A 22,260-nucleotide genomic window follows, 5' to 3' on the forward strand; every position below is an offset into this window, starting at 1 on the left:
ATTCAGAAGTAACCGTCTCTCTTTTTTCTCTCCATTGATGCGGCCTCGTCGTTGTCAATCAGCCGGCCCTGGCGCTCGGAAGTCTTGGTTACCTGCATTTCCGCAATGATATCATCGATTGTAGCGGCGGCGGATTCGATTGCCCCGCTCAACGGATAGCACCCGAGGGTACGGAAGCGTATCGACTTGAGCTCGGGCGTTTCATTTGGAGCTAAGGGAAGCCGATGGTCATCGACCATGATAAGCGCGCCGTTTCGACGGACGACAGGTCGGGGTTTTGCAAAATAGAGGGGGACGACTGATATCTTTTCATGTCTGATGTATTCCCAAACATCCAGTTCGGTCCAATTGGACAAGGGAAACACGCGCATGCTCTCTCCCGTCCGGATACGAGTGTTAAAGAGGTTCCATAGCTCCGGCCGCTGGTTCCGGGGGTCCCAAACATGCCCGGGCGACCGCACGGAGAAAATGCGCTCCTTGGCACGGGCTCTTTCCTCGTCACGCCTGGCTCCTCCAAATATGGCATCAAACCCATGACAATCGAGCGCCTGCTTGAGCGACTCTGTTTTCATCACCTGAGTATGCAGCGCCGACCCAGAAGAGATCGGATTAATGCCATCGTCGATACCGCATTGGTTGACATGCACCAATAAGTTAAGCCCCAGGCGCTTAACTGTCTCATCTCGAAACTCTATCATCTGCCGGAACTTCCAGGTCGTATCGACATGCAATAGGGGAAAGGGAAGTCTCGCCGGGTAGAATGCCTTCAACGCCAGATGAAGCATTACGCTTGAATCTTTGCCGATCGAATAGAGCAATACGGGATTTCGGAACTCGGCTGCGACCTCGCGCATGACACCGATGGACTCTGCTTCAAGCTGGCGCAAATGCCGAGGCAACCTTCCATCCCTCTCGTCCGCCTTGCCCACTGAAATTATATCCCTTTGCAACTCAATCCTATTTCTGATCAGCCTCAACCCCGCATATCTCCATCACCGTGCAGCTTGCCTCCGGTTCGGTGATGCGGGAAGGCAGCAACCCTCGTGCAAGTGAAGCAAATAGCGCGGCTATTGACATGAGCCGCCTAACTTAGCCGCGCTCTGCTAACACGAGAGCGTCTCATGCAGCCGCGCAGCTATAAGACTAACTAGTTGCGCGCGCTGCTCTCGCTTCGACTCGACGAGACGCTTGGCTTCGTTGGCTATTGAGACGTCTGCACCCGGCAACACGTTATCGCTCCATCGCTGGATAGCATCGCCTTGCTCACCGCTTTCAGCGGACAAGCCCTCCGGTGCCGTGCTTCCGTTTAGAAAGTCCAAGCAGCCGCGGAATATCGCTCGGTACTCGGCCGTTACTTGGGGTCCTTTATCCACCACGCCGACCCGCTGCGCGTACCAGAGGTCCTCCCCATAACCTAGGTGGGTCAGGAGCTCAGTCCCCACGAGATCAGTTACTGCTTGCATCTCTTCAACACTCAATTCATCTCGCCAAGCTTGGACCGAACGGCCGTCGGTCGTCCTTCTTTCGAGGATCTTTCTATCTCCGAAGAGACTAAAGGGCAGCTCATCCACCTTCGCAGTCACAGATGGTTCCCCGACGGGCTCGCAGCCCAACCAGGACGTCAAATGGGATATCTCCGCTTCGGTACGTGTGACCAAGCCCTCGTAATGCACCACAAGTGTCTGAGAGCGCCCACGATGCGCTGCAAGTACGGGAAGGCCCAATACGAGATCTGCCAGGGACGATGCCACGGCGCCGGCCGGCTGTCCCAGGGCCAGGTCTGCCAGACAAGAAGCGATGGCTGGCGGGCAGGTCGCCGACTCGAGCGGAATACCCCACGTGGTCTTCAGTGAAGCGGCAATAGCATACGGATTGCGCATTAGGAGAATTTGTGGCGAACGCGGGTAGACGGATTCCAAGAAGTCCAGGACCAGCCAATTGCGCGGTGTTTTGTCCAGAAGGAGACGCTTGCCCGCGAGGGCCAGGTACTGGCCATATGCAGCATCGGCCAAGGCCCGACAAACGAGAGTGCGATCTATTCGACCCAAAAACTCGGAGGTTGCGGCCCTGATGAGCCGACCTCCCGCTGGATGGCGGTGATCGACCGTCCCAAACGCCTGGAGTGCGAGCATAAGCCAGGGTTCGGGCGGAGCGGCAATCTCTGGATGCTGCTGCAGCAGATTCGCCAGCAATGTAGTGCCCGATCGCGGAAGGCCTAGAAGAAAGCACACCCTGTGTATTTCGCGATTCATCATTCGCCCTTCTGCCCCAAATCAACGGCTCCTCAACGGGCCTGTGTGCCCGGCAGGTTCGGCACTGCCGCGGCAGTCCGAACGGAGCAATTCAGTGCCAGCTCTCGCTCTGCTTAGCGCTCACAACAGTCGCAACTTGTCGCATCAGCTACGGTCATCGGTTCTCCTGTATAGAGAGACAGCCTTCCTCAGCGCGATACAGGACTCACTTTACTCGCCGCGCCTGATCATAACGATACAGTCGGACATGTCCGTCATCCTCATCCGTCTTCTATCATCTTCCCGCGCTCGTAAAATCGATTGTATTGATGCGACACATCCAGATGCTGAATTGGTTGCGACAGGTTTCGCCGCCTTCGTCATCTCATCGTACCGCTTCACGCCGCCGAAACCCGCACTCCCGAGCACGTAACATCTCACAGCACTCGATTTGACAGCATCTTCCTTCCTGAACGCGGCGCTCTATTGAGCAGACTTCGAGGCTCCTCGCCCAAATGTGAACTGCCTTGTCCGGTCTCACCCACGCTGTCGTAAAGAAGGCGACATTGAGCAGCTAGCGGCTTCGCACATAACGGCAATTCCGTCCTGACGACTCGCCCCCCATGGCACGCGATTTGCTCCGTGTCCGCTAGCACTAGAAAAACGTCGGGGAGAACCGTGAATGGGCAACATCGCCTGTCTAACACAAGCGCCAGCGTCAAGCGCCACCGCGATCCTGATGAGCGCGGCTCAATTCAGCTCTTATGGTAGGAGCACTGCGCGGACGTGCAATCTCGTGATCAGTTATTCTTACAACGCCCCACTCTCCAGCCACCTCGATTCGTCGATGAGGTGTTGAAGCAGGCGGTTAAGACGCCCCTGCCAGCATGCGCTGCATGGGAGCGGCTGCGCCCGATCCCCAACACCACACGCTTGTTCTGGCGCCGGCTCTGAGACACGCCGGCGGCTATCATGGAGACGTCAAGCCATGGGCAACACAATTAATACTGACCCACGCGTCAAACAGCGGCATACCGGAACGACCAATAGAGCTCTCTATATCCAGGTCTTGGCCGCAATTGCGCTTGGCGGAATCGTCGGCTCACTCTGGCCGCAGTTTGCCACCGACGACTGGATCAAGGCGCTCGGCGACGCCTTCACCAAGTTGATCAAGATGCTGATCGCGCCAATCATCTTCTGCACTGTGGTCTCGGGCATTGCCCACATTCAGGACGCCAAAAAGGTCGGGCGCATCGGCGTCAAGGCGCTCGTCTATTTCGAGGTCGTCTCGACTTTCGCGCTGGTGATTGGCCTCATCATCGGCAATGTGGTAAAACCCGGCGCAGGGTTCGGCAATGCGGCAGCGAGCGAGGCGGCCGTTGCGAACTTCGCCAAGCAGGCCGCCGAACAGAAGCCCGTCGACTTCGTGCTTCACATTATTCCCGACACCGTGGTGGGTGCGTTCGCGCAAGGAGAGATCCTACAGGTGCTGGTGTTCTCGGTGCTGTTCGGCTTTGCTCTCATGAGGCTAGGAGAGCGCGGTCATAGCCTCCGTCGCTTCATCGACGACACCTCGCATGCGGTGTTCGGCGTCATCTCGATCGTGATGCGCGCAGCGCCGGTCGGCGCGTTTGGCGCGATGGCCTATACGATCGGCAAGTTCGGCACTGGCGCGATCCTCAACCTGCTCGGGCTGATCGCGACGTTCTACGTCACGGCTGCGCTGTTCGTGCTCGTCGTGCTCGGCCTCATCGCACGGATGGCAAGGTTCTCGATCTTCAAGTTCCTCGCCTACATCAAGGACGAGCTCTTGATCGTGCTCGGCACCTCGTCCTCGGAAAGCGCGCTGCCATCCCTGATGGAGAAGCTGGAACGACTCGGCTGCTCCAAGTCCGTGGTCGGCCTCGTGGTGCCCACCGGTTACTCGTTCAACCTTGACGGCACCAACATCTACATGACGCTGGCGACGTTGTTCATCGCGCAGGCGCTCGGCGTCGATCTCACCTTCGGCCAGCAGCTGACCATCCTGGTGGTGGCGATGCTGACCTCGAAGGGTGCCTCCGGCATCACCGGCGCGGGCTTCATCACGCTGGCGGCGACGCTCGCGGTGGTCGACCCGCGCTTGGTGCCGGGCATGGCGATCGTGCTCGGCATCGACAAGTTCATGAGCGAGTGCCGCGCGCTGACCAATCTGTGCGGCAACGGCGTCGCCTGCGTGATCGTCGCCTCGTCCGAGGGCGAGCTCGATCGAGAGACCTTCAAAGCAACTCTGGCGAATTAGTTGCGCGATGAGCCCCGCCGCACTGCGCATCCGGACGGTCAACTGAGCCGTTGAGCGTCAATTCGTCGCCTGAGGCGGACTAGAGGACCAGCCTCATGTGAGCGCCGCTGCCCCACGGTCCCGGGATCGTAAGCAGCCAGGCCTCAGCCACCCCGTCCCGACGTTGCCGAGCGGGCTGTTTCCCGTGAACTTTCGTCGGCAATTGCCCATCCATCCATTGGCCAGATATCGCCCATCATTAGAATGGATTTTACAAGGCTGGGTGCCCGCGCAATACACGCGGCAGCTCGAGAGCGCAAATCAAGTCGCCTCGCTTTCGCTGAACTATTGGGCGTACATGGCTGTCGGCAGCACGATTACCCTGATGCACCTTGCATGGTCGGATCTCAGCGATTTGAGTCTTTGTCGCTCCATAGGGCTGCCCGTCTCGCCTTCGATCGTACGGTGCGCCGGGACCGGGGCAGCACCGCTACAGGGAATGCGCAATGCGTAACCACAGCTCCCGGAGGCCCACCACGTGCGGTCCCCAGGGTACTCGGACCGTGCCCCAAAGACGGACTCGCTGGGCAGATGTATTTCGAGCCGCCAGATCGCTGGAAGTCATTTCGATTGTTTCTCAGGACCGCGCGGTTTATGAGCCATTGATCGGAATGCTCATCACTGCCGGATACGTCGCAGATCTATATAAGACTTTGGACGCTCTTCTGCACTCCCGGTTCTTAGCTTACACATCGTGTCTAATTGCGGACCTCCCGCTGCAACGCTATGCGCGCTGGGTACGCAAGCATCCCTCGCTGTCGTCATCGACACTCCCGGCGGTTCTGCTTTCGGCGCACCCGCACAGCGATATCAGCCTTCAGCAACTTGACGTGGAGGCTCTCATATGTCCGTTCAGCCGAACCGATCTTCTTGAGTGCATCGCCTTGGCAAGGCACCGATGCGGCTCTAGACGTTCCAGTTCACACGTCGCATCTGCCATCTCCCGGCGGGGTGGAGTGCCACAAGCGCATCAGTCGCGTGCCACGCAAGCGCTCCTTGAGTCGCAACGGCCCTTGCACGAGGCGACTAGCGCAAACAAATGACCGGCCAGATCCTCGCAGGGTGATCGGCCTATTTTCTCTTCCTGGTGTCTCACAATGTTATTTCTCCCAACTTTGGCGGGTGCTCTCGTGGGCAAACCGTCGGCGCTATGCTCCAGCTCTGACCTCGCCATTAACTCACATCTCAACGAAAGGCTAAGAAGCGATGGTAGATCCGACATCAAGCTTAGAGATACACCAAGAAATCGCTTCTCTTCTTCAGGTGCCCTGTCCGGTCATCTTGGACATTGGATGCAATGATGGGAGAGACACGCAGCGGTTTCTTGAGCTGTGTCCCGACGCTCGCGTTTACTGCTTTGAGCCTGATCCTCGCGCAGTAGCTCGTTTCAGGCAGAACAAGCATCTGGCGCGGCCCAACGTGTCGCTCACGCAGATCGCCATCAGTGATCGAAATGGTATCATCGACTTTTATCCGAGCAATGGAGACGGGGATGCGAAGGAATGGGACCTATCTGGCTCCATACGTAAACCCAAACACCACCTTTCGGAGTATGAGTGGGTTCGCTTTGATGCCTCGGTTCCGGTCGAAAGCCGACGGCTAGATGACTGGAGCGACGATGCTGGCCTCAGCGCCGCTGTTGATCTGATCTGGATGGATGTTCAAGGCGCTGAATCGGACGTAATCGCCGGCGGTCAGAACACCCTGAGCAGAACGCGGTTCATCTACACGGAGTACAGTGATCGCGAACTATATGAGGGGCAGCTGTCACTACGCTCGATCCTTGACCGCTTGCCGTCGTTCGAAGTTGTTACTCTATATCCGCGAGCAGTCGAGGGCGATGTGTTGCTTAGAAACAAGGTGGCCCACACAATTTAGGGCAGGGCTATCGCACATGGCCGAACAGGGCGAGGAGGAAGCTGTCGTCCCATCCTGCGCGCTTGATTTTTCGACGTATGGAGGTGGGGCCGGGACAAGATCGAAGGATGTTGAGCGCAAGCCTGCGCAGGCGAACGAGATTCCCTGGAGCATTGCCCAATCTCGCCCGGTTGCCATCTTCGTGGAAGTGAACGTCGAGCACCCAATGCAATTGGTTCTCGATGGTCCAATGACTGCGCGTGACTTGCAGCAGCCGTTTGGCGGACATCGACTTGGAGAGCAGGTAATAGCGCACGGCCGCTCGGCGCGACTGCCATGCAATTGCCGGCGCGAGGTGACGCGGCCGATCGCGACCACGCCCGGGAAGCCATGGACAGCAGCCAGGCTGGTATTGCGCATGATGGTTGCCCGGCGCGCTTCGCGGCGGTCGTGGGTGGACGGTTCGACCTTCTTGGCGGTACGGCGCTCGCCGGACCGCGCAAATTGCGCGACCACGAACTTGAACAGAGGTCGACGGTTGGCCCTGATCGCCAGCACCTAGTCGCCGCCGCGATCGAGCACCGTCTTGGCCATTGCACGATGGCAATGCAGCGCGTCGGCCGTGACGAGGCAACCTTCGAGGGACAGCAGCGCCAATACCTCCAACGCGCCCTTCGTCTCGTTGCGGCCGGGAGCCTTCTGCTGGGCCAGCGACATGCGCGCTTCCACCGCAAAGACGTTGACCAGGTGCAGAGGCTCGTGGCGCGAACCGCGCGCGAAGGCGCCTCGCAGCGCTTTCCCGTCGACCGCGACCACCCCGCTGAGATTGAGCCTGTTGGCCTTGGCAAACGCCGCCATAAAGAACGCCGGAATGCTGCCTCGAAGGCTTCCGGCTCGAGCAAACGGAACACGCGACCGAAAGTCTCGTGGCTGGGAATCCCATGTTCTAGGCGCAGAAACAGCCGAAGCAGGTCTTCCTTGGCCTATCCGAACTCCGCCAAGTCGGAGCAAGTCTCTGCTCCGCAAAGAACCGCCGCCAAAGGCGATAACCAGCACCTCCAGCAGATCGTGTCGTGCGTCCGCCGCAGCGGGTCCGACAATCGCCGAAACGCCTTCTTGAGCCTGCCCATACGACTCCCTCCGTCTTGTGGGAGTCGTTCTCAGAATTCGTCTTGCAAAACAACGCAATACGCGCCGCAAATCCATATGCGATTCCCCTGCAATTTGGGGGGAGCAGGCCTGGGCGGAGAAGACACCCCGGCGCGCTTGCGCGCCTCAATCAACGCAGAAACTCCATATCGATGGACCGTGACAATGGTAGCACGCTCAACTACGTGTCGAGTAAGACGGCTTCGCAGCCTTGCTTGCCAGCAGAGCTATCTTGCGTGCTTGCACGTGAAGGCTGTAGCCGAGTGGCTCGTTTCTTTTGATCCTCCGACCAGCGCGGCGCGCATGACAGGCTAAAGAGCGCGTCGGGCGGAAAACGTCTGTTTCATGGAGGCTCCCTATCTCCCTACTCATCGCGCAGTCGCACTGCTTTTGGACCTAAACACTGATATTGAAGGACCGGGGTAGACCGCCGCCGCGTCAATGCTCAGTGGAAGGTCACCGCGTCTCCCGGCGATCATTGCACATGCACGCATGACCCTTTTTGCCACATCTCTACAGAGTCGTAATCACCTAAGCGCAAGGGCTGCAATCTACATTACACCTCTATAGCTCTAGGGCTGGCATCATCCTAGCCGCACCCCGCCATGAGCTCGACAGTACGTAAGGTACTGATCTTCAAGGCGGCGCTTAGCGCCCGCGGCGCCGCGAAGTCCATGGCCCTAGAGCGTAGGTTCTCTGGAAAGGCCCTATCAGAGCCGCGGGGTTTTATCCGGAAGTGTCGCCGCACAACCCAAGAGGCTCAGGCACCGACTTTAGCCATGAGTTCAGATCGGAGAATAGCCGCTGTGTTTAACGACACAGCGAGCGGGAGATCGCCAAAGGCAACTTGGCAAAGAAGATAATTGGCTCCCGCTTCCTCCAGATGATCAAAGAGAATTCTTTGCACCGAAGAGGGGGTCCCGACAACGCACAATTCGCTATCGATTGCCGCTTCGAAGGTTGGCGGAAGGCTCGCGGGCAAGGGTAGCGCATTAAGCTCATATAAGAACCTGAAGCTCTTGAGCCATCTGCCGTACGCCGCTGCAGCAACCGAATACGCATCAGCTTCTGAAGCGTCCGCTACGATCATGCGAAGCAAGCCGAGAAACGGCACATCTTTACGCAAATTGCCCGCGCGGTAGGCGTCAGTCAACTTTCGAACCGTGGAGGCCCGACCAAGGCTCGCAATATTTGCGCCGACCTCAGCGGCCGCCGCTGCGGACGCGGGCTGGCTCACGGGGATCCACGTCGGTGGATGTGGAAGCTGACAAGGCGTCAAAGCTAGCGGCACCTGGTGAAGGCGAAAATGCTGACCTTCGTAGGACAAGGTTCCCCCCTTCATCGCCCTCGCCAAAATCTCCATTCCTTCGGTATAGAGTTCGTGGGCGCTTTCCGCGCTAACACCAAAGTAAGCCAACTCAGCGGGAAGAGAGCCGCGGCCGACACCGATCTCAAGGCGACCGCCACTCAAGTGATCCAGCATACATGCCTCCTCATAGGCCCGAAGAGGGTGCTGAAGGCTTAGCAGCATCACCATCGGCCCAACCCGAAGTCGCTTGGTGCGCTGTACAACGCTCGACAAGAATACGTTAGGCGACGGCGTCCTCCCGTGCGGCGTGCAATGATGCTCCGCAACATGGTACGCATAGTATCCCAGCCGGTCACACGCTTCAGCCAATACCAGACGATCGCTGTACTGCTGTGATAGATCGCCGCCGTTCTCATCCAAATGATCAAATATTCCAAGCCACATCCGAGGTGATACATTTGCCACTTCGCGTCTCCCATCTTTACGATTATCGCCCTTGCTGACTACGTGGCCGCGCCAGCAATGTCACTGACCACTGACAAACAGGTGTCCATCTGCTCCGCCGTGCCAATCGAAATTCGAACAAAGTGCTCAAGTCCCTGTTCTGGAAACGTGGCCACGTACACATTTCTCGCCTGCAGGGCCCGCTGCCACCACCTCCCGTCGTATCTACCCGGCACGCGAGCCAACACGAAGTTTGCATGTGATGGCATCACATGGAATCCAAGCGCTGACGGGGCCAAGGTCGTTCTCTCCCTTTCCTGCAAAATGCATTCGATGCGGCCCCTGTAGGCGTCACGATGCTCAAAAATGCTCACCCCAACGGACTGGCCGATCACGTTCATGTTGAAGAGGTTTTGTATGCTACGAAGTCTTGAAATGACCTGCGGGTCACCGACCCCAAACCCGATGCGGAGGCCTGCCGCGGCATAACTCTTCGAAAATGTCCTTAGAAGAAGAAGATTCTGATATCGATCGACCAGGCGCAGTCCGCTATCCGGGGCAAAGTCGACGTACGCCTCATCGAGCACGACAAGCTGATCTGTTTCGGCGACCAGACGTTCAATTTCAACGATCGGAACGAACGTCCCCGTAGGGTTATTTGGGTTAGCGAGCACAATGAACTTCGCACCCCCTGCCGTCTGCCGAACCCTTTGAGCCGTCGGCAGTGCGTTGTGATCAGCCCATTGAACTTCAAGGAGGTGCGCACCATTGGCCGCCGCCAACTTGTGATTGAACCCAAACCCAGGGGATAGCATTGCGACAGCATCGCCAGCAGTGAGATACGCCTGGTAAATCAGGCCGAGAATCTCGGATGATCCGTTTCCTGCGATCACCTGCTCGACAGAGACACCATAGGCTCGCGCGGCCGCAGATCGCAAGCTGCCGCTGTCCTCCTCCGGATACACATTGTGCTCTTTGAACGCTTCAAGCGCCGCGCTCATAACTACGGCCGGCAAGGGGAACGGGTTTTCGTTCCTGTTTAGGTTCACATATGCCGTTCTGTGCACGGAAGTTATGTCGGACGTCCTCGCCGCAGGATCGCTCTTATGTGCCCCACTCGGTCCGCTAAGAGATTCATTACAAGCTGACATCTACTCGCTCCTCTAAGCAGACTCCAAGTACGACCGCCGCTGTGGTCACGGTGCTTTCGTTCGCTCGCTCCATCCCGCGCCGTATCTCGAGGCATCGCTGCAAGCTACCAGTCTGGCTCAGCCAGAGTATTACGCGCTCGACATACGAATTCGTCGAAGACACCCCAAGCCAAGACCCGTGACACAGCCAACAATTGAGACCCTCTAGCAAATCGCTCGCAGCCATTGCTCGCCACTCAATCGCCGCTTAGCGCCTCTCGACGTGACCACCATACAACTTGACCCTGCGTCCGATTCAAGCGCTTCATCATGGCGCCGCTCGTCCAAAGCCCACTGCGGCGCGACATTAACGCGCGGCCCCGCACGACCGTAATAGTGAGTCGTCTGTTCTCGATCGCCCTTTCCCCAACAGGAGGCGAGATCGACTCGCTTTCGCCTGACGAACCTGTTCACACCAACCGTCGCGACCAGACCCGAACGCCGCACCGCACACGCTCGACCCGGAGCCACATCGCACGGCAGATCAGATTCGTCTTGCTATCTCTGGCACCTCTGGTTCTCCGTGGACATAGCACGGAGCGTCACCGTTTATCGCTAGTCGACGTCTACACGCCCCAGGTCGGTCTCCTTTTTGCCTCATAGCAGTCAAAACCCTTTGTAAGGAGCCGAGCCGCCGAAACGCGTTCAGAGACAGGATGAGGGGCACACGTTGCAAATAACCGGCCGCATCTACACTCCAGAAGACCTCTCATTGCTCGGACGTCTTCTAGACGAGGCGGTTGCTGCACTGCCCCAGCGCATGCGAACTCCTGACAACCGCGCCGCACTCGCAACGCTAATTCTTGAACGCACCTCAGCAGCGGAAGCCGAATTGCGCTTGTTGGAGGCGCTTGTACGGTTGTTGTGTCCCGCCAAGTCGTTCTGACACGCAGGCGCCTGCAGCGTTAAGCATAGGGCTATACGGCCGATGGCGGCGCTTGCTACGCCGCACCATTCGATCCGCATACGCCTCAGCGCTCTCACTGAGCCCTGAAAGCGCTTGAACCTTCCCTGACGTCAGGTTGTACACGTCCGAATATGACAAGGTCTTCGTTCCAAAAGCGTCGATGGCGGCGCATCGGCGAACTTGCCGATGCGACTGGCGTCACTGTACGCACTTTGCGCCACTATGAGCACATTGGACTGCTCACTGCTTCTCAGCGCACGTGCGGCAACCATCGGATGTACGATGCCGAAAGCGCCAAACGCGTTTGTGATATCATCACGCTTCGCCGGCTCGGCTTTTCGCTTCAGGAGATTCGGAACGCGCTTGATGGGCGCCTGTCTCTTGAGCGCCTATTGAGCGAGCATCTGGACCGCGCGGAGCGCGAAGTCGCTCGCGCAACTGAACTCCGCGATCGACTGCGCCGCCTCGCTCAAAATGGGAACACGACTGTCCGATTAGAGCAGCTATCTAACCACTTGAACCATTCGCATCGCAAACGCGACACGTAAACGTCTCAGCAGCAAGGGCGGGTCTCGGGGTCACTCAGAGCCGTCCGCCTCACGTGCCAAGAGACCGCCACACGCCACGTTTGTCGCGACCTACCACGCCACGCCACCATGCAGGAGCGTCACTCAATAATCCGATGCCTCCACCGCCATCGCTCGCTAGTCTGCACGATCTCAATCGCAGCGGGCGTCTACTCGGCGGCCACGCCTGGCTGATCGCGCGGTGATTCGAGGTTGGCAGCTTCCTCCAGTAAGACCTGACGCATCCACATACTTGCAGGATCATTGTTATGAAGTGCAGGCCATTGCAACGTCTCCGTAAACCCCGGCAACGGGAGAGGGAGTTTCGCTATGCGCAAGGGCATCGATTTTGCAAAATGCCGCACCAACGTTACTGGCATCGTCGCTATCCGGTTCGTCCCGACAAGCATGTGAGGCATCATGCTGAACCCTGGAACAACGACCTCTACGCGCCGCTTGACCCCATGCTCCTGCATATACCACTGGTCTACGGAGGGAACGCGAGACCGGGCCAATTTAACAGCAACGTGCCCCATGGACATGTAGCTGGAGAAAGTCAGTGGCTGCGCCAATCGCTTATTCGAACGGCAGCCGACACAGACGAGCGTATCATCAAATAGCGTCTTCTTAGGATGGGCATCTGTCGTGTACGGGTCCGGAAGAATGACAAAATCCACTTCGCCCCGCTTAAGCGGATGCTCGAACGCATCGGCAAATGGCACCAGCTCGAATTTAATGCCCGGCGCCTCTCGCGCGACGCGTTCTACGACTTTGCGAATAAGAACGATGGCAGCGAAATCGGAAATGCAAAGCCGAAACCGACGCGTTGATTGGTGCGGTGTAAAGGGCTCGCAAGACGTAATTGATAGCTTAATGTGCATCAACGCCTCGCGGGTCGGCGCGGCGAGCGCCTCGGCTCGGGGCGTCAAGACTAGTTCACGGCCGTTCATCGTAAACAGATCATCCTTGAAATACGCGCGCAGGCGCGCGACCGCAGCACTCATGGCGGGCTGGCTCAAATTGATGCTGCGCGCTGCAGCCGTCAAATTGCGTTTCTCTATTAGCGCATCAAGTGCAACGAGAAGATTTAGGTCTAGGCCGCGATACCGCATTGTTCATTTATCCGCAGTGTAGATGTCTCTCATCCAACAATTCGATTTTACGCCCGCACACCGCCACGGTTAGGACTGCAGCTCATAGGCAACACGTGCCATTTGGAGACCACGACCTTGGCGCTGCATATTGAACACGACGAAATGCAAGCCAATGGCACATCGCGCCAAACGTTTCACGACTCTCAAACATCGTCCCAGCCATCGCGAATCCCTGTTTTCGCAATGACGATGCTTCGCGACAGCGGCCTGCGCACTGCAGTTGATCGCGCCGATACGCCTCGTCCGTTCCGCATCGCTATTCCTGTCCCTTGCGCGCGCTACCGGGCGCCACGTTGGCTCGAGGGCGCAACGTCATGCATCGGCAACCGCCAAAGGGCCACACATTCAATGCGCCTTGGTCAAAGCAGAATGCGCCCGAATGGGACGCACGCAAATGAGGCACACTGTGCGCGGCCGCAACGCTCAAACATCTTTAAGGCAAGTAGTACATCAGATGCGCTTCTTCTCGCAAGCCAAACGACGCCGCCATCGCCGCGAGAGTGCGCCGATATACCATTGTATATTGCGCTGACGAGTCGCGCATGTCGTTCTCGTGCCATTCGGCTTCTGGATTTCACGCGCTCCCTCACCACGCGTCGCGACCCCATTTCCCAAGACACTCTCGCAAGACAATGCGTTCAGTCACGGTTGCTTACGGTCGCCTCCGTGCCTGACAACGCTGTGGCGACACACTTCATTCGCGGACTACGCGCAGGAGACATGTCGGTGCGTCCTGGGACACGACGGCGACCATGCGGGGAGAACAAAGCCGAGCTATCGGACGACGTCCAACCGTCGAGCTCCGTTCCGGCGGTACACAGACAAGCTGGCGCAATCGAGACCCTCCTGCTCTATACCCACCGACGCTTGGTTAAGGGGCGACCAGCGCTTAGCACCGTCGGACACGAAGACAGAGGTGTCGCGACTCATCCGGGTGCTCGGCAACGGTTTAGCAAAGTTGAAAAGGTCGTGCTGGTGGCCACCCCCAGACTGGCCACAGTACGCCCTGGACCACGAGGGTCTCGTAATGTCGCAATGAGCGCACAATGTACCCGCCACTTTGCGGCCTGGGCGCGCCAATTGGGTTTTTCACAGTTCGTCATGCTCTCAGAGAGCACACAAGACGGCTGCTCAATCGCCCAGCGCTGGCGCCGGTCACTCAAGGATCCGCGCGCCTTCACTGTTGCCGAGCGGCTATCCCACATTGCCTGCCACACGAATAGATGGGTCTCTGCTCGTCATCATGCGCGTCGGCGAGTGGTCGCCGGAAACAACAATTGAGCGGAACGGCCTCGAACCGTGACAGACAAACGACTACACTTCACGAAAGCCAACAATGCGACGGACTGCGCAGGCCTGCCGAGCGTCCATCTAACGTTCGACGACGGGCCTGACTCGGTTTGGACGCCGCACCTCTTGGATGTTTTAGCTCAACATAACGTGCCTGCGACCTTCTGCGTCATCGGTCGGTATGCGACAGAACATCCACATCTGATCCGCCGGATCATCGCTGACGGGCACGAGATCGCAAACCACACCATGACGCACCCCGATCTTTCGCGATGCGAGCCGGCGAACGTCGCCTCCGAGATTGCACAAGCGAGCCGTGTCATCACGTCGGTTTGCCCGGAGGCGCGGCTGAGACATATACGTGCGCCCTATGGGCTGTGGACGGAACACGTGCTCTCCTGCGCTTCGCGAGCTGGGCTCGCCGCACTTCACTGGTCGGTAGATCCCCGCGATTGGTCTCGCCCCGGCGTTGATGCGATCGTCAATGCGGTGCTGCACTCCATCCAACCCAGCTCCATCGTGCTATTGCACGACGGCTGTCCACCTGATGAACGCAAGTGGCATTGCGATCTCAGTGTGCGCGATCAAACAGTAAGTGCTGTCAGCCGCTTAATTCCGGCGCTGCTTAATCGCGGCTTTGCGATACGTCCCATTCCTCACATTCACTGAGCCCCAGCATGAGTCTACTTGCGACCGCTAGCACTGCAGCGATTTCATCCTACACGATCCTCTCAGCGTCTTATAAGAGCGCTCAAATGCTCTATGCTGTAACGAACCGTGCTCCTTTGCGACCGATGGAAGATGTCGTTCACGAGACGTTACCGAGTGTCGACGTTATCGTTCCATGCTACAATGAGCATCCGGATACGCTCGCGGCATGCCTAGCCTCGATCGCGGCCCAGGACTTCGCCGGACGGATGCGCGTCTATGTTGTTGACGATGGCTCTCAGAACCACGACGCTTTGGCACCAGTTCACCTCGCTTACGCGCGTGATACACGGTTTCACTTTATCGTTCTGCCAAAAAACGTCGGTAAGAGAAAGGCGCAAATTTGCGCCATCCGGCAGTCATCTGGTGACCTGGTTCTCAACGTCGATTCGGATACGACTCTCGCTGCAGACGTCGTCAGAAAACTGACGGCTAGAATGTACGATCCGGCAGTTGGTGCTGCAATGGGTCAGCTGATCGCGAGCAATCGGGAGCAGAGCTGGCTCACACGGCTGATCGACATGGAGTACTGGCTTGCTTGCAACGAGGAACGCGCCGCACAGGCCAGCTTCGGTGCCGTTATGTGTTGCTGCGGTCCCTGCGCGATGTATCGCCGCTCCGCTCTCAAACTGCTGCTGGATAAATATGAAACGCAATACTTCCGCGGCAAGCCGAGTGACTTCGGTGAAGACCGCCACCTCACAATACTAATGCTCCAAGCGGGTTTTCGAACGGAATACGTGGCAACCGCCATCGCGGCAACAGTTGTCCCGGACAGGCTTGGGCCGTATCTGCGTCAGCAGCTACGCTGGGCGCGCAGTACGTTCCGGGACACCCTGCTCGCGTTGCGATTGCTGCCTCATCTTAATAGCTACCTCACATTGGATGTTGTCGGACAAAACCTCGGCCCGCTTCTTCTCGCCCTGTCCATCATAACTGAGCTCGCTGAGCTTGCAACGACCGACGCCGTGCCGTGGTTGACGCCGGCCGTTATCGCGTCCCTAACGCTGATCCGATGCTCCACGGCAGCCGTACGCGCGCGTGATGTGCGATTTCTTGGCTTTGCGTTGCACACCCCGATCAACATCTTCCTGGTACTTCCGGTGAAGGCTTATGCCCTGTTTACATTAGATAACAGTGATTGGCTCTCGCGTACCATGACCAAGGCATCGCTCAGCGGTCTCCCGCAAACCAATCACAGACCTAGCGCTTGTCCCCAGGATGTCATCCCGCGGCAGACGCCAGCGGTGGCCACCGGCGTGGACCAACTTCTGAACCGCTCCACGCCTCAGCTGGTCGCCTCGGACAGCATTTGCAAAGGCGACTTATAATATAAGAGTAAACGAAAATGGCGGAAACATTCGACAATAATCTGACCTCGCTAGAGCAGGAGCTGGAGGCGAACGACCCGTGGCAGATCGACGGAAACCCGTTCGAGCAGCAACGCCACGCGCACATGCTCCGGCTGTGTCTCTCGAAAGGGGCTGTGGGCCACGCACTTGAGATCGGATGCGCCGCTGGCGCCTTCACGGCAAAGCTCGCCCCCCATTGCGCCCAACTTATGGTCATCGATATCCTGCCGCGGGCAATCAGTCGAGCAAAGCAGCGAGTGGCTCAATGGTCGCACATCGCTTGGCAGGTTTCCGACGTCCGCACGTTCAATTCAACGGGTCAGTTCGACCTGATCGTGGCAGCTGAAGTGCTCTATTACCTGAGAGATGCCGTCCAGATCCGTGATGTCATCGATAAGCTCACGCGAATGCTGTCGCCGGACGGCCGGCTCGTTTTTGGTTCTGCGTGTGACGCGGCTTGCCGACGGTGGGCTCACCCCGCCGGGGCGGAAACAATGCTTGATATTCTGCATGAAACGTTGATCGAAACGGAACGCGTGCATTGTCGCGGGGCCACCGCCGACGAAGATTGCTTAATTGCGTCCTTCTGCACTCCAGCGAGCTTGCGAGAATAGCGTATTCGCTGCGGGAACAAGGAGTCACTATGCGCATCTGTGGAATTAAGCTGACACATGATGGGGCGGTTGCCGTCGTGGAAGATGGCCGCCTGCTCTTCTGTATCGAGCAGGAGAAGCGAGATAATAACACGCGCTATCAAGCCATTACCGACCTCAGCGCAGTCACCCTCACGCTGGCCGAGCACGGTCTAACACCAGCGGATATCGATCGATTCGTCATCGACGGCTGGGATGGGCTGACACACTCGCAATTTGATGTGCTCAGTCAGGGGGTCCCACTCACACTGAAGGGAGCGCCATATGTCGAGCGTCACGAGAACGGTCTCCTCACGCCCTATGTCGGGTCGGGCCTCGTGCTCAACGGAACGTCCTTGCCTTATCGTAGCTATGCTCACGTCGCCGGGCACGTGGCTGGTGCTTACTGCACCAGTCCTTTTGCCAAAGCCCAAGCCCCCGCATTGTGCTTAGTATGGGACGGCTGCATCTTTCCGCGCCTGTATCACGTGGGCCCGGCTGGAGCCCGCTTCCTTGACACTCTTTTTCCTGTCATTGGCCAGGCCTACGCTATCGCGGGACACCGGTTCGGGCCGTATCGCCAGGCCGGCCAAGCAGGCTGGGACCTCGGAGTCGCAGGTAAGCTTATGGCTTATATCGCGCTCGGCGTTCCCGATGAAGCCATTCTGGCGGTCTTTCAAGAGCTGTATGAGATGTACTTCGCGGGCTCTTCCCACACTGCTCGCGCTTACCGCGACAGTATCAATGATCCTACGGCGTTACTTTCTGCTACCGACAGGTTTTTCGAAGAATGCGCTCTTCGGCTCCTCGACAAGCGCCAGGAAGATGTACTGGCATCGTTCCACGTTTTCGCGGAGAGGCTGCTGGAGCAGGAAGTCAGTCTCGCCTTGCTACGGCACTCGGAACTTCTCGGATTACGCAATTTATGCATCGCTGGAGGCTGCGGCCTCAACATAAAATGGAACAGTACTCTGCGCGCAACGGGCTTGTTTGATACAGTCTGGGTACCTCCATTTCCCAATGATAGCGGCTCTGCGATTGGAACGGCTTGCGCGGCCATGGCCGAGACGAGCGGTTTGGCTCATCTGGAGTGGTCAGTCCATAGCGGCCCAGCGCTGACGAGAAATCACCCATCAGGCGATTGGGATTCGTCACCCTGTACCATCGAAGAGCTCGCAGCCCTCATCGCCACAGACGTGCCGGTGGTGTTCCTCTCGGGCCTCGCGGAGCTCGGACCCAGGGCACTCGGCGGCCGCAGCATTATTGCAGCCGCGACCTCCTCGGGCATGAAGAACCATCTCAACGACGTCAAACTCCGGGAGCGATTTCGTCCCGTTGCTCCTATCTGCCTCGAGGACCGCGCCCCTGAAATCTTTGACCCCGGCAGTCCAGATCCTTACATGCTGTTCGACCACCAAACTCGCCCAGAGTGGCGGACGAAAGTCCCTGCTATCGTACACCTCGACGGATCTGCCCGATTACAAACAATTTCCAGAACATCGCCGCATGCGATCGCAGCTCTGCTTGTGGAGTATGAGAAGCTCACAGGCATTCCGCTCCTCTGCAATACCAGCGCCAATCATCATGGGCGAGGCTTTTTTCCGGATGTGGCCAGCGCCTGTGGTTGGGGTGGCGTTGACCATGTTTGGTGCGACGGCATTCTCTGGAAGCGATCCGCTAACGCTGACCTGAAGTTATCCAATTCCGCTCTCGTCACCGATTAGGACAGCACATGCCCACCCCGGCGATCCAATTGGCTGACGTAAGAAAAGCTTATCACGATCGAGAGATCGTCGGCGGCCTAACCTTTAGCGTCGCTAAAGGAGAGTGTTTTGGCCTCCTTGGGCCCAATGGAGCCGGCAAAAGCACGATCGTTCGCATGATTCTCGGCCTCGTGCCGCCCGACGCCGGCCGGATCAATGTTTTGGGGGAGCAAGTGCCGGCACGAGCCCGCTTGGCCCGAGCAGGAATCGGAGTCGTTCCACAAGTCGACAATCTCGAGAATGCCTTCACCGTTCGAGAAAATCTTCTCATATTTGGGCGATACTTTGGGCTGACAACGCGCGAAATTGAAGCCGCCCTGCCGTCGCTACTCGAATTCGCGCGCCTCGAGGGCAGAGCTGGATCAAGGGTAGGGGATCTCTCCGGGGGCATGAAACGCAGGCTAGTGCTCGCTCGCGCGCTCCTTAACGACCCACAACTGCTCATCATGGATGAGCCGACGACCAGTCTCGATCCTCACTCCCGTCACCTAATTTGGGAGCGCATGCGTCTTCTTCTCACTCAAGGCAAAACTATCCTGCTGACAACGCACTTCATGGAAGAAGCTGAACGACTATGCAACCGCCTCTGCGTATTGGAGGCTGGACGCAAGCTCGCCGAGGATACGCCTAGAGCCCTGATCGCCTCTCACATTGGCTGCGATGTGCTCGAGATCTACGGCGGAGATCCGGTCGAGCTCAGCATTATGCTAAAGCCTCACACCCAACGGATTGAGGTGAGGGGAGAGACAGTGTTCTGCTATGCGCCGGATCTAGCGAAAATACGGCTTCGGCTTGGTGGATGCACCGGTCTGCGCCTTCTCGAGCGACCACCCAACCTCGAAGATGTCTTCCTACGGCTCACCGGACGAGGAATCGAAATATGACGACAGTATCCGAAGCCGGCAAACCATCTGATGCCGTCAGTTGGATCCATGTCTGGCGCCGCAACTATCCGGCATGCAGCAGGCTCGCACCCACTTCGCTTCTTAGCAGTTTGGCGGCTATCAACAGCTTGGGTGTGGGCCTTGAGCGCGGCCTTTGTAGGGGCTGTAAACGGCGCATAGAACGTCGAATTCCTGGTAGGCAGCATGGCGGCACCCAACGCTATGACCGCCTAACGCCTCGAACGGACCGTTTCCGGCACGCAGGTTCCGATCCACAGCCGCTCAATGCAGGACGCCATATTCCCACATCCCGAGCTCACCGACCAATATGCGCGCACCGTGACGTTTAGTGACCTTGGTAACGCGCTAACAATTCACGAATTTGTCCTAATCGGATGGAGGCTGAAATGCTGTGTCTTGGATTGAGCGGGGGATTGGATCGCGTTCATGAATATCGCCCTGTACTCTCGCACACGTTCTTACATGATGGCGCTGCCGTCCTCGTGCGCGACGGGCGTGTATTAGCCGCTGTCGAAGAAGAACGCCTCAACCGGATTAAGCACTCGAACAAGTTTCCCGGCCAAGCCATCCGCCATTGCCTGGCGGCTGCGGGAGCTAGTTTGAACGACATCGATCGCATCGCGTTCTATGCAACTGAATCCTATTGCAACGCGATGCTCCGGCTTTTGTTTGGCTCGGATCCGCATAGCGGTATACCGCTCGACGCCAGGAAGCTGCTACAGCTGATGCTATCGCAAGAATTTGGCACTCAGATTGAGCCGTCACGTTTATCATTCGTAAGCCATCATAACGCGCATGCCGCGAGCGCTTTTGCTATGTCTGGGTATGATCAGAGTCTCGTCCTTGCGATCGACGGCGGCGGCGACTTTCTCTCCGGAATGCTGGCGATTGGATCGGAAAGTGGTCTTACTCAGCTCGAGACGTTCCCTGAGCGCGCATCTTTGGGGTTGTTCTATTTAGAGGCGATCCAGTGCCTCGGTTATGGCTTGTTCGACGAGTATAAAGTTATGGGCCTCGCTCCATACGGCGACCCGTCCCGTTTCCGCGGATTGTTCCAGCAGTTCTATGAGCTAACGGAAAGCGGGGGGTACAACCTACATTTGGACCGCATTGCTCCGGCACTAAACCGAAGCATACAGGTTCGCCGCAAGGGAATGCCGTTCACCCAGGAGCATCAAGATGTGAGCGCGGCCTTGCAGGAGGCCTTGGAGCATATTGTTTTTCATGTTCTCAGGTATCATCGGGAGACGACCGGCATGAAGAGGCTCTGCGTAGCTGGGGGGGTCGCTCACAACTGCACCATGACGGGCAAGCTACTCTATTCGGGTCTCTTTGATGACATCTTCGTGCAGCCCGCAGCGCATGATGCTGGATGCGCACTCGGCGCGGCGCTTATGGTTTCCGAAGCGCTAGGGCTCCCCGCACCGCGGGAGCGCCTTCAGCATGTCTACTGGGGCCCCGAAGTTGGGGATGACGACGCTGTTGAGCATGAACTCACTGCATGGAGCGGGCATATAGACGTGCAAAGAAGCGAGAACGTGCCAAGCATCGTAGCTGAGTGGCTCGCCAACGGGGCGGTCATTGGCTGGGTACAAGACCGCTCCGAATTCGGACCACGCGCACTCGGCAACCGCAGTATTGTTGCTGACCCTCGACCGGCAAAGAACAAGGAGCGCATAAATGCCATCGTAAAAAAGCGCGAGGGCTACCGGCCTTTCGCGCCCTCCGTATTAGAGGAACACGCCGCTGAGTTTTTCGACCTTCCTAAGGCCGCCAACTCGTTTCCGTTCATGAATTTCGTCGTTCGCGTTCGTGAGTCCAAGCGGGATCTGCTTGGCGCCGTTACCCACGTCGATGGTACGGCACGGCTTCAGACGGTATCGCGTAGAATGAACCCGAAGTACTGGGCTCTGATTGATGAGTTCAAGAAGCGGACGGGGATCCCTGTCCTTCTCAATACGTCTTTCAACAACAACGTCGAACCAATTGTGCAGTCCGCCACCGACGCAGTCGTCGCGTTCCTGACGACAGACCTTGATGCTCTCGTGATCGGCTCGCTTCTCATTACGAAGCGGGTCGCGACGGCCGGGGACTGGGACGCGCTTTGCGTTTCCTTACCTGCTTACACAACCCTTTACCGTACACCCGACCACGTCGCGGCTGATTCACAAGAGATCGTCCACGAGGCTCGCACCACCTTCTCTGATGGAGACGCTTTGCGTATCTCACCCGAGCTATTCGAGCTGCTCGTGGGCCTCAAAGGAGATGCCTCCCTCGGCGCACTTCTTGCTTCCGTCAGTTGCGAGCGTCGCGAGGCTCTCATCCTCGAGCTTAGGACGTTGTGGGAACAACGCCGCATCTGCCTGCGCCCAGCCGTCACCGCCCTCGGGGCTCCGCTGCGCGATCAGACGCAACCTATGGGATAGAGGTTGACTTAGGTGTTGCAAGGTCGTGACCGTCGCCCAGTCCTTCTCTGGCCTTTC

The 22,260-nt window shown here is 57.9% G+C and carries 17 protein-coding genes and 2 pseudogenes; 11 read left to right on the forward strand and 8 right to left on the reverse strand.

The window, feature by feature from the left end; translation table 11 throughout:
• Window positions 1-2: 2 nt before the first annotated feature.
• Together cysD and BDOA9_RS34885 are read right to left on the reverse strand one after the other, a co-directional pair.
• Window positions 3-929 carry a sulfate adenylyltransferase subunit CysD gene (gene cysD, locus BDOA9_RS34880; RefSeq protein ID WP_042337150.1) on the reverse strand — a complete coding sequence of 309 codons (927 nt, stop codon included), beginning with the start codon at window positions 927-929 and terminating at the stop codon, window positions 3-5.
• A 174-nt stretch (window positions 930-1,103) separates the two neighbouring features.
• Window positions 1,104-2,192 (reverse strand): sulfotransferase family protein, encoded by a 1,089-nt coding sequence (locus BDOA9_RS34885; protein WP_192859680.1) that lies wholly within the window; start codon window positions 2,190-2,192, stop codon window positions 1,104-1,106.
• A 1,027-nt stretch (window positions 2,193-3,219) separates the two neighbouring features.
• Between BDOA9_RS34885 and BDOA9_RS34895 the strand changes: the two genes are divergently transcribed.
• Together BDOA9_RS34895 and BDOA9_RS34900 are read left to right on the forward strand one after the other, a co-directional pair.
• A complete protein-coding gene (locus tag BDOA9_RS34895) occupies window positions 3,220-4,512 on the forward strand; it encodes a dicarboxylate/amino acid:cation symporter (protein WP_025038569.1) in 1,293 nt (430 codons plus the stop codon).
• 1,245 nt (window positions 4,513-5,757) lie between these two features.
• Entirely contained in the window at window positions 5,758-6,429 is a 672-nt protein-coding gene (locus BDOA9_RS34900; RefSeq protein ID WP_025038570.1) for an FkbM family methyltransferase, read from the forward strand.
• 7 nt (window positions 6,430-6,436) lie between these two features.
• Here BDOA9_RS34900 and BDOA9_RS39715 read toward each other — a convergent pair whose 3' ends face one another.
• The 5 genes and pseudogenes from BDOA9_RS39715 to BDOA9_RS34920 form a co-directional block, all read right to left on the reverse strand.
• Complete coding sequence (locus BDOA9_RS39715; protein WP_244521626.1) at window positions 6,437-7,042, reverse strand: ISAs1 family transposase; 606 nt, start codon at window positions 7,040-7,042, stop codon at window positions 6,437-6,439.
• The gene (locus BDOA9_RS39720) at window positions 6,967-7,266 is read right to left on the reverse strand and encodes an ISAs1 family transposase (protein ID WP_025038572.1); all 300 of its coding nucleotides are present in this window, start codon (window positions 7,264-7,266) and stop codon (window positions 6,967-6,969) included. The genes BDOA9_RS39715 and BDOA9_RS39720 overlap by 76 nt, the downstream gene beginning before the upstream one ends.
• Before the next feature lie 59 nt (window positions 7,267-7,325).
• A pseudogene (locus BDOA9_RS40260) lies at window positions 7,326-7,379 on the reverse strand (hypothetical protein); the annotation flags it as partial.
• 938 nt (window positions 7,380-8,317) lie between these two features.
• On the reverse strand, window positions 8,318-9,331 hold the full coding sequence (locus BDOA9_RS34915) for an LLM class flavin-dependent oxidoreductase (RefSeq protein ID WP_025038573.1): 1,014 nt from the start codon (window positions 9,329-9,331) through the stop codon (window positions 8,318-8,320).
• Between the two features lie 38 nt (window positions 9,332-9,369).
• Window positions 9,370-10,461 carry a pyridoxal phosphate-dependent aminotransferase gene (locus BDOA9_RS34920; protein WP_042337021.1) on the reverse strand — a complete coding sequence of 364 codons (1,092 nt, stop codon included), beginning with the start codon at window positions 10,459-10,461 and terminating at the stop codon, window positions 9,370-9,372.
• 1,077 nt (window positions 10,462-11,538) lie between these two features.
• Between BDOA9_RS34920 and BDOA9_RS37295 the strand changes: the two genes are divergently transcribed.
• Window positions 11,539-11,955 carry a MerR family transcriptional regulator gene (locus BDOA9_RS37295; protein WP_082847986.1) on the forward strand — a complete coding sequence of 139 codons (417 nt, stop codon included), beginning with the start codon at window positions 11,539-11,541 and terminating at the stop codon, window positions 11,953-11,955.
• A 188-nt stretch (window positions 11,956-12,143) separates the two neighbouring features.
• On the opposite strand, the gene BDOA9_RS34930 is transcribed toward BDOA9_RS37295, so the two are convergent.
• Window positions 12,144-13,085, reverse strand: a complete 942-nt coding sequence (locus BDOA9_RS34930) for a LysR family transcriptional regulator (RefSeq protein WP_025038574.1) — start codon at window positions 13,083-13,085, stop codon at window positions 12,144-12,146.
• A 762-nt stretch (window positions 13,086-13,847) separates the two neighbouring features.
• Between BDOA9_RS34930 and BDOA9_RS40265 the strand changes: the two are divergent.
• The 8 genes and pseudogenes from BDOA9_RS40265 to BDOA9_RS34955 all read left to right on the forward strand — a co-directional run.
• Window positions 13,848-14,138 (forward strand): annotated as a pseudogene (locus tag BDOA9_RS40265) (hypothetical protein); the annotation flags it as partial.
• A gap of 35 nt (window positions 14,139-14,173) precedes the next feature.
• The gene (locus tag BDOA9_RS40270; RefSeq protein WP_152033739.1) at window positions 14,174-14,350 is read left to right on the forward strand and encodes a hypothetical protein; all 177 of its coding nucleotides are present in this window, start codon (window positions 14,174-14,176) and stop codon (window positions 14,348-14,350) included.
• 76 nt (window positions 14,351-14,426) lie between these two features.
• On the forward strand, window positions 14,427-15,086 hold the full coding sequence (gene nodB / locus BDOA9_RS37300; RefSeq protein ID WP_082847987.1) for a chitooligosaccharide deacetylase NodB: 660 nt from the start codon (window positions 14,427-14,429) through the stop codon (window positions 15,084-15,086).
• An 8-nt stretch (window positions 15,087-15,094) separates the two neighbouring features.
• The gene (gene nodC / locus BDOA9_RS34935) at window positions 15,095-16,456 is read left to right on the forward strand and encodes a chitooligosaccharide synthase NodC (RefSeq protein WP_025038575.1); all 1,362 of its coding nucleotides are present in this window, start codon (window positions 15,095-15,097) and stop codon (window positions 16,454-16,456) included.
• A 17-nt stretch (window positions 16,457-16,473) separates the two neighbouring features.
• Window positions 16,474-17,091: an SAM-dependent methyltransferase gene (locus tag BDOA9_RS34940; RefSeq protein WP_025038576.1), complete on the forward strand. Its 618-nt coding sequence runs from the start codon at window positions 16,474-16,476 to the stop codon at window positions 17,089-17,091.
• A 29-nt stretch (window positions 17,092-17,120) separates the two neighbouring features.
• Complete coding sequence (nodU, locus tag BDOA9_RS34945) at window positions 17,121-18,833, forward strand: nodulation protein NodU (protein WP_025038577.1); 1,713 nt, start codon at window positions 17,121-17,123, stop codon at window positions 18,831-18,833.
• 8 nt (window positions 18,834-18,841) lie between these two features.
• Window positions 18,842-19,756, forward strand: a complete 915-nt coding sequence (gene nodI, locus BDOA9_RS34950; protein ID WP_025038578.1) for a nodulation factor ABC transporter ATP-binding protein NodI — start codon at window positions 18,842-18,844, stop codon at window positions 19,754-19,756.
• Between the two features lie 407 nt (window positions 19,757-20,163).
• Complete coding sequence (locus BDOA9_RS34955; RefSeq protein ID WP_025038579.1) at window positions 20,164-22,203, forward strand: carbamoyltransferase family protein; 2,040 nt, start codon at window positions 20,164-20,166, stop codon at window positions 22,201-22,203.
• The last annotated feature ends 57 nt before the right edge of the window (window positions 22,204-22,260 follow it).

The sequence above is a fragment of the Bradyrhizobium sp. DOA9 genome, from assembly GCF_000617845.2.
Classification (GTDB): Bacteria; Pseudomonadota; Alphaproteobacteria; order Rhizobiales; family Xanthobacteraceae; genus Bradyrhizobium.

Bases quoted from the DNA above. Each gene is read 5' to 3' on its own strand.
- BDOA9_RS34895 (WP_025038569.1), top strand. From the start codon at position 3,220: ATGGGCAACACAATTAATACTGACCCACGCGTCAAACAGCGGCATACC.
- BDOA9_RS34900 (WP_025038570.1), top strand. From the start codon at position 5,758: ATGGTAGATCCGACATCAAGCTTAGAGATACACCAAGAAATCGCTTCT.
- BDOA9_RS39720 (WP_025038572.1), bottom strand. From the start codon at position 7,266: ATGGCGGCGTTTGCCAAGGCCAACAGGCTCAATCTCAGCGGGGTGGTC.
- BDOA9_RS34920 (WP_042337021.1), bottom strand. From the start codon at position 10,461: ATGTCAGCTTGTAATGAATCTCTTAGCGGACCGAGTGGGGCACATAAG.
- BDOA9_RS37295 (WP_082847986.1), top strand. From the start codon at position 11,539: ATGACAAGGTCTTCGTTCCAAAAGCGTCGATGGCGGCGCATCGGCGAA.
- BDOA9_RS34930 (WP_025038574.1), bottom strand. From the start codon at position 13,085: ATGCGGTATCGCGGCCTAGACCTAAATCTTCTCGTTGCACTTGATGCG.
- BDOA9_RS40270 (WP_152033739.1), top strand. From the start codon at position 14,174: ATGTACCCGCCACTTTGCGGCCTGGGCGCGCCAATTGGGTTTTTCACA.
- nodC (WP_025038575.1), top strand. From the start codon at position 15,095: ATGAGTCTACTTGCGACCGCTAGCACTGCAGCGATTTCATCCTACACG.
- BDOA9_RS34940 (WP_025038576.1), top strand. From the start codon at position 16,474: ATGGCGGAAACATTCGACAATAATCTGACCTCGCTAGAGCAGGAGCTG.
- nodU (WP_025038577.1), top strand. From the start codon at position 17,121: ATGCGCATCTGTGGAATTAAGCTGACACATGATGGGGCGGTTGCCGTC.
- nodI (WP_025038578.1), top strand. From the start codon at position 18,842: ATGCCCACCCCGGCGATCCAATTGGCTGACGTAAGAAAAGCTTATCAC.
- BDOA9_RS34955 (WP_025038579.1), top strand. From the start codon at position 20,164: ATGCTGTGTCTTGGATTGAGCGGGGGATTGGATCGCGTTCATGAATAT.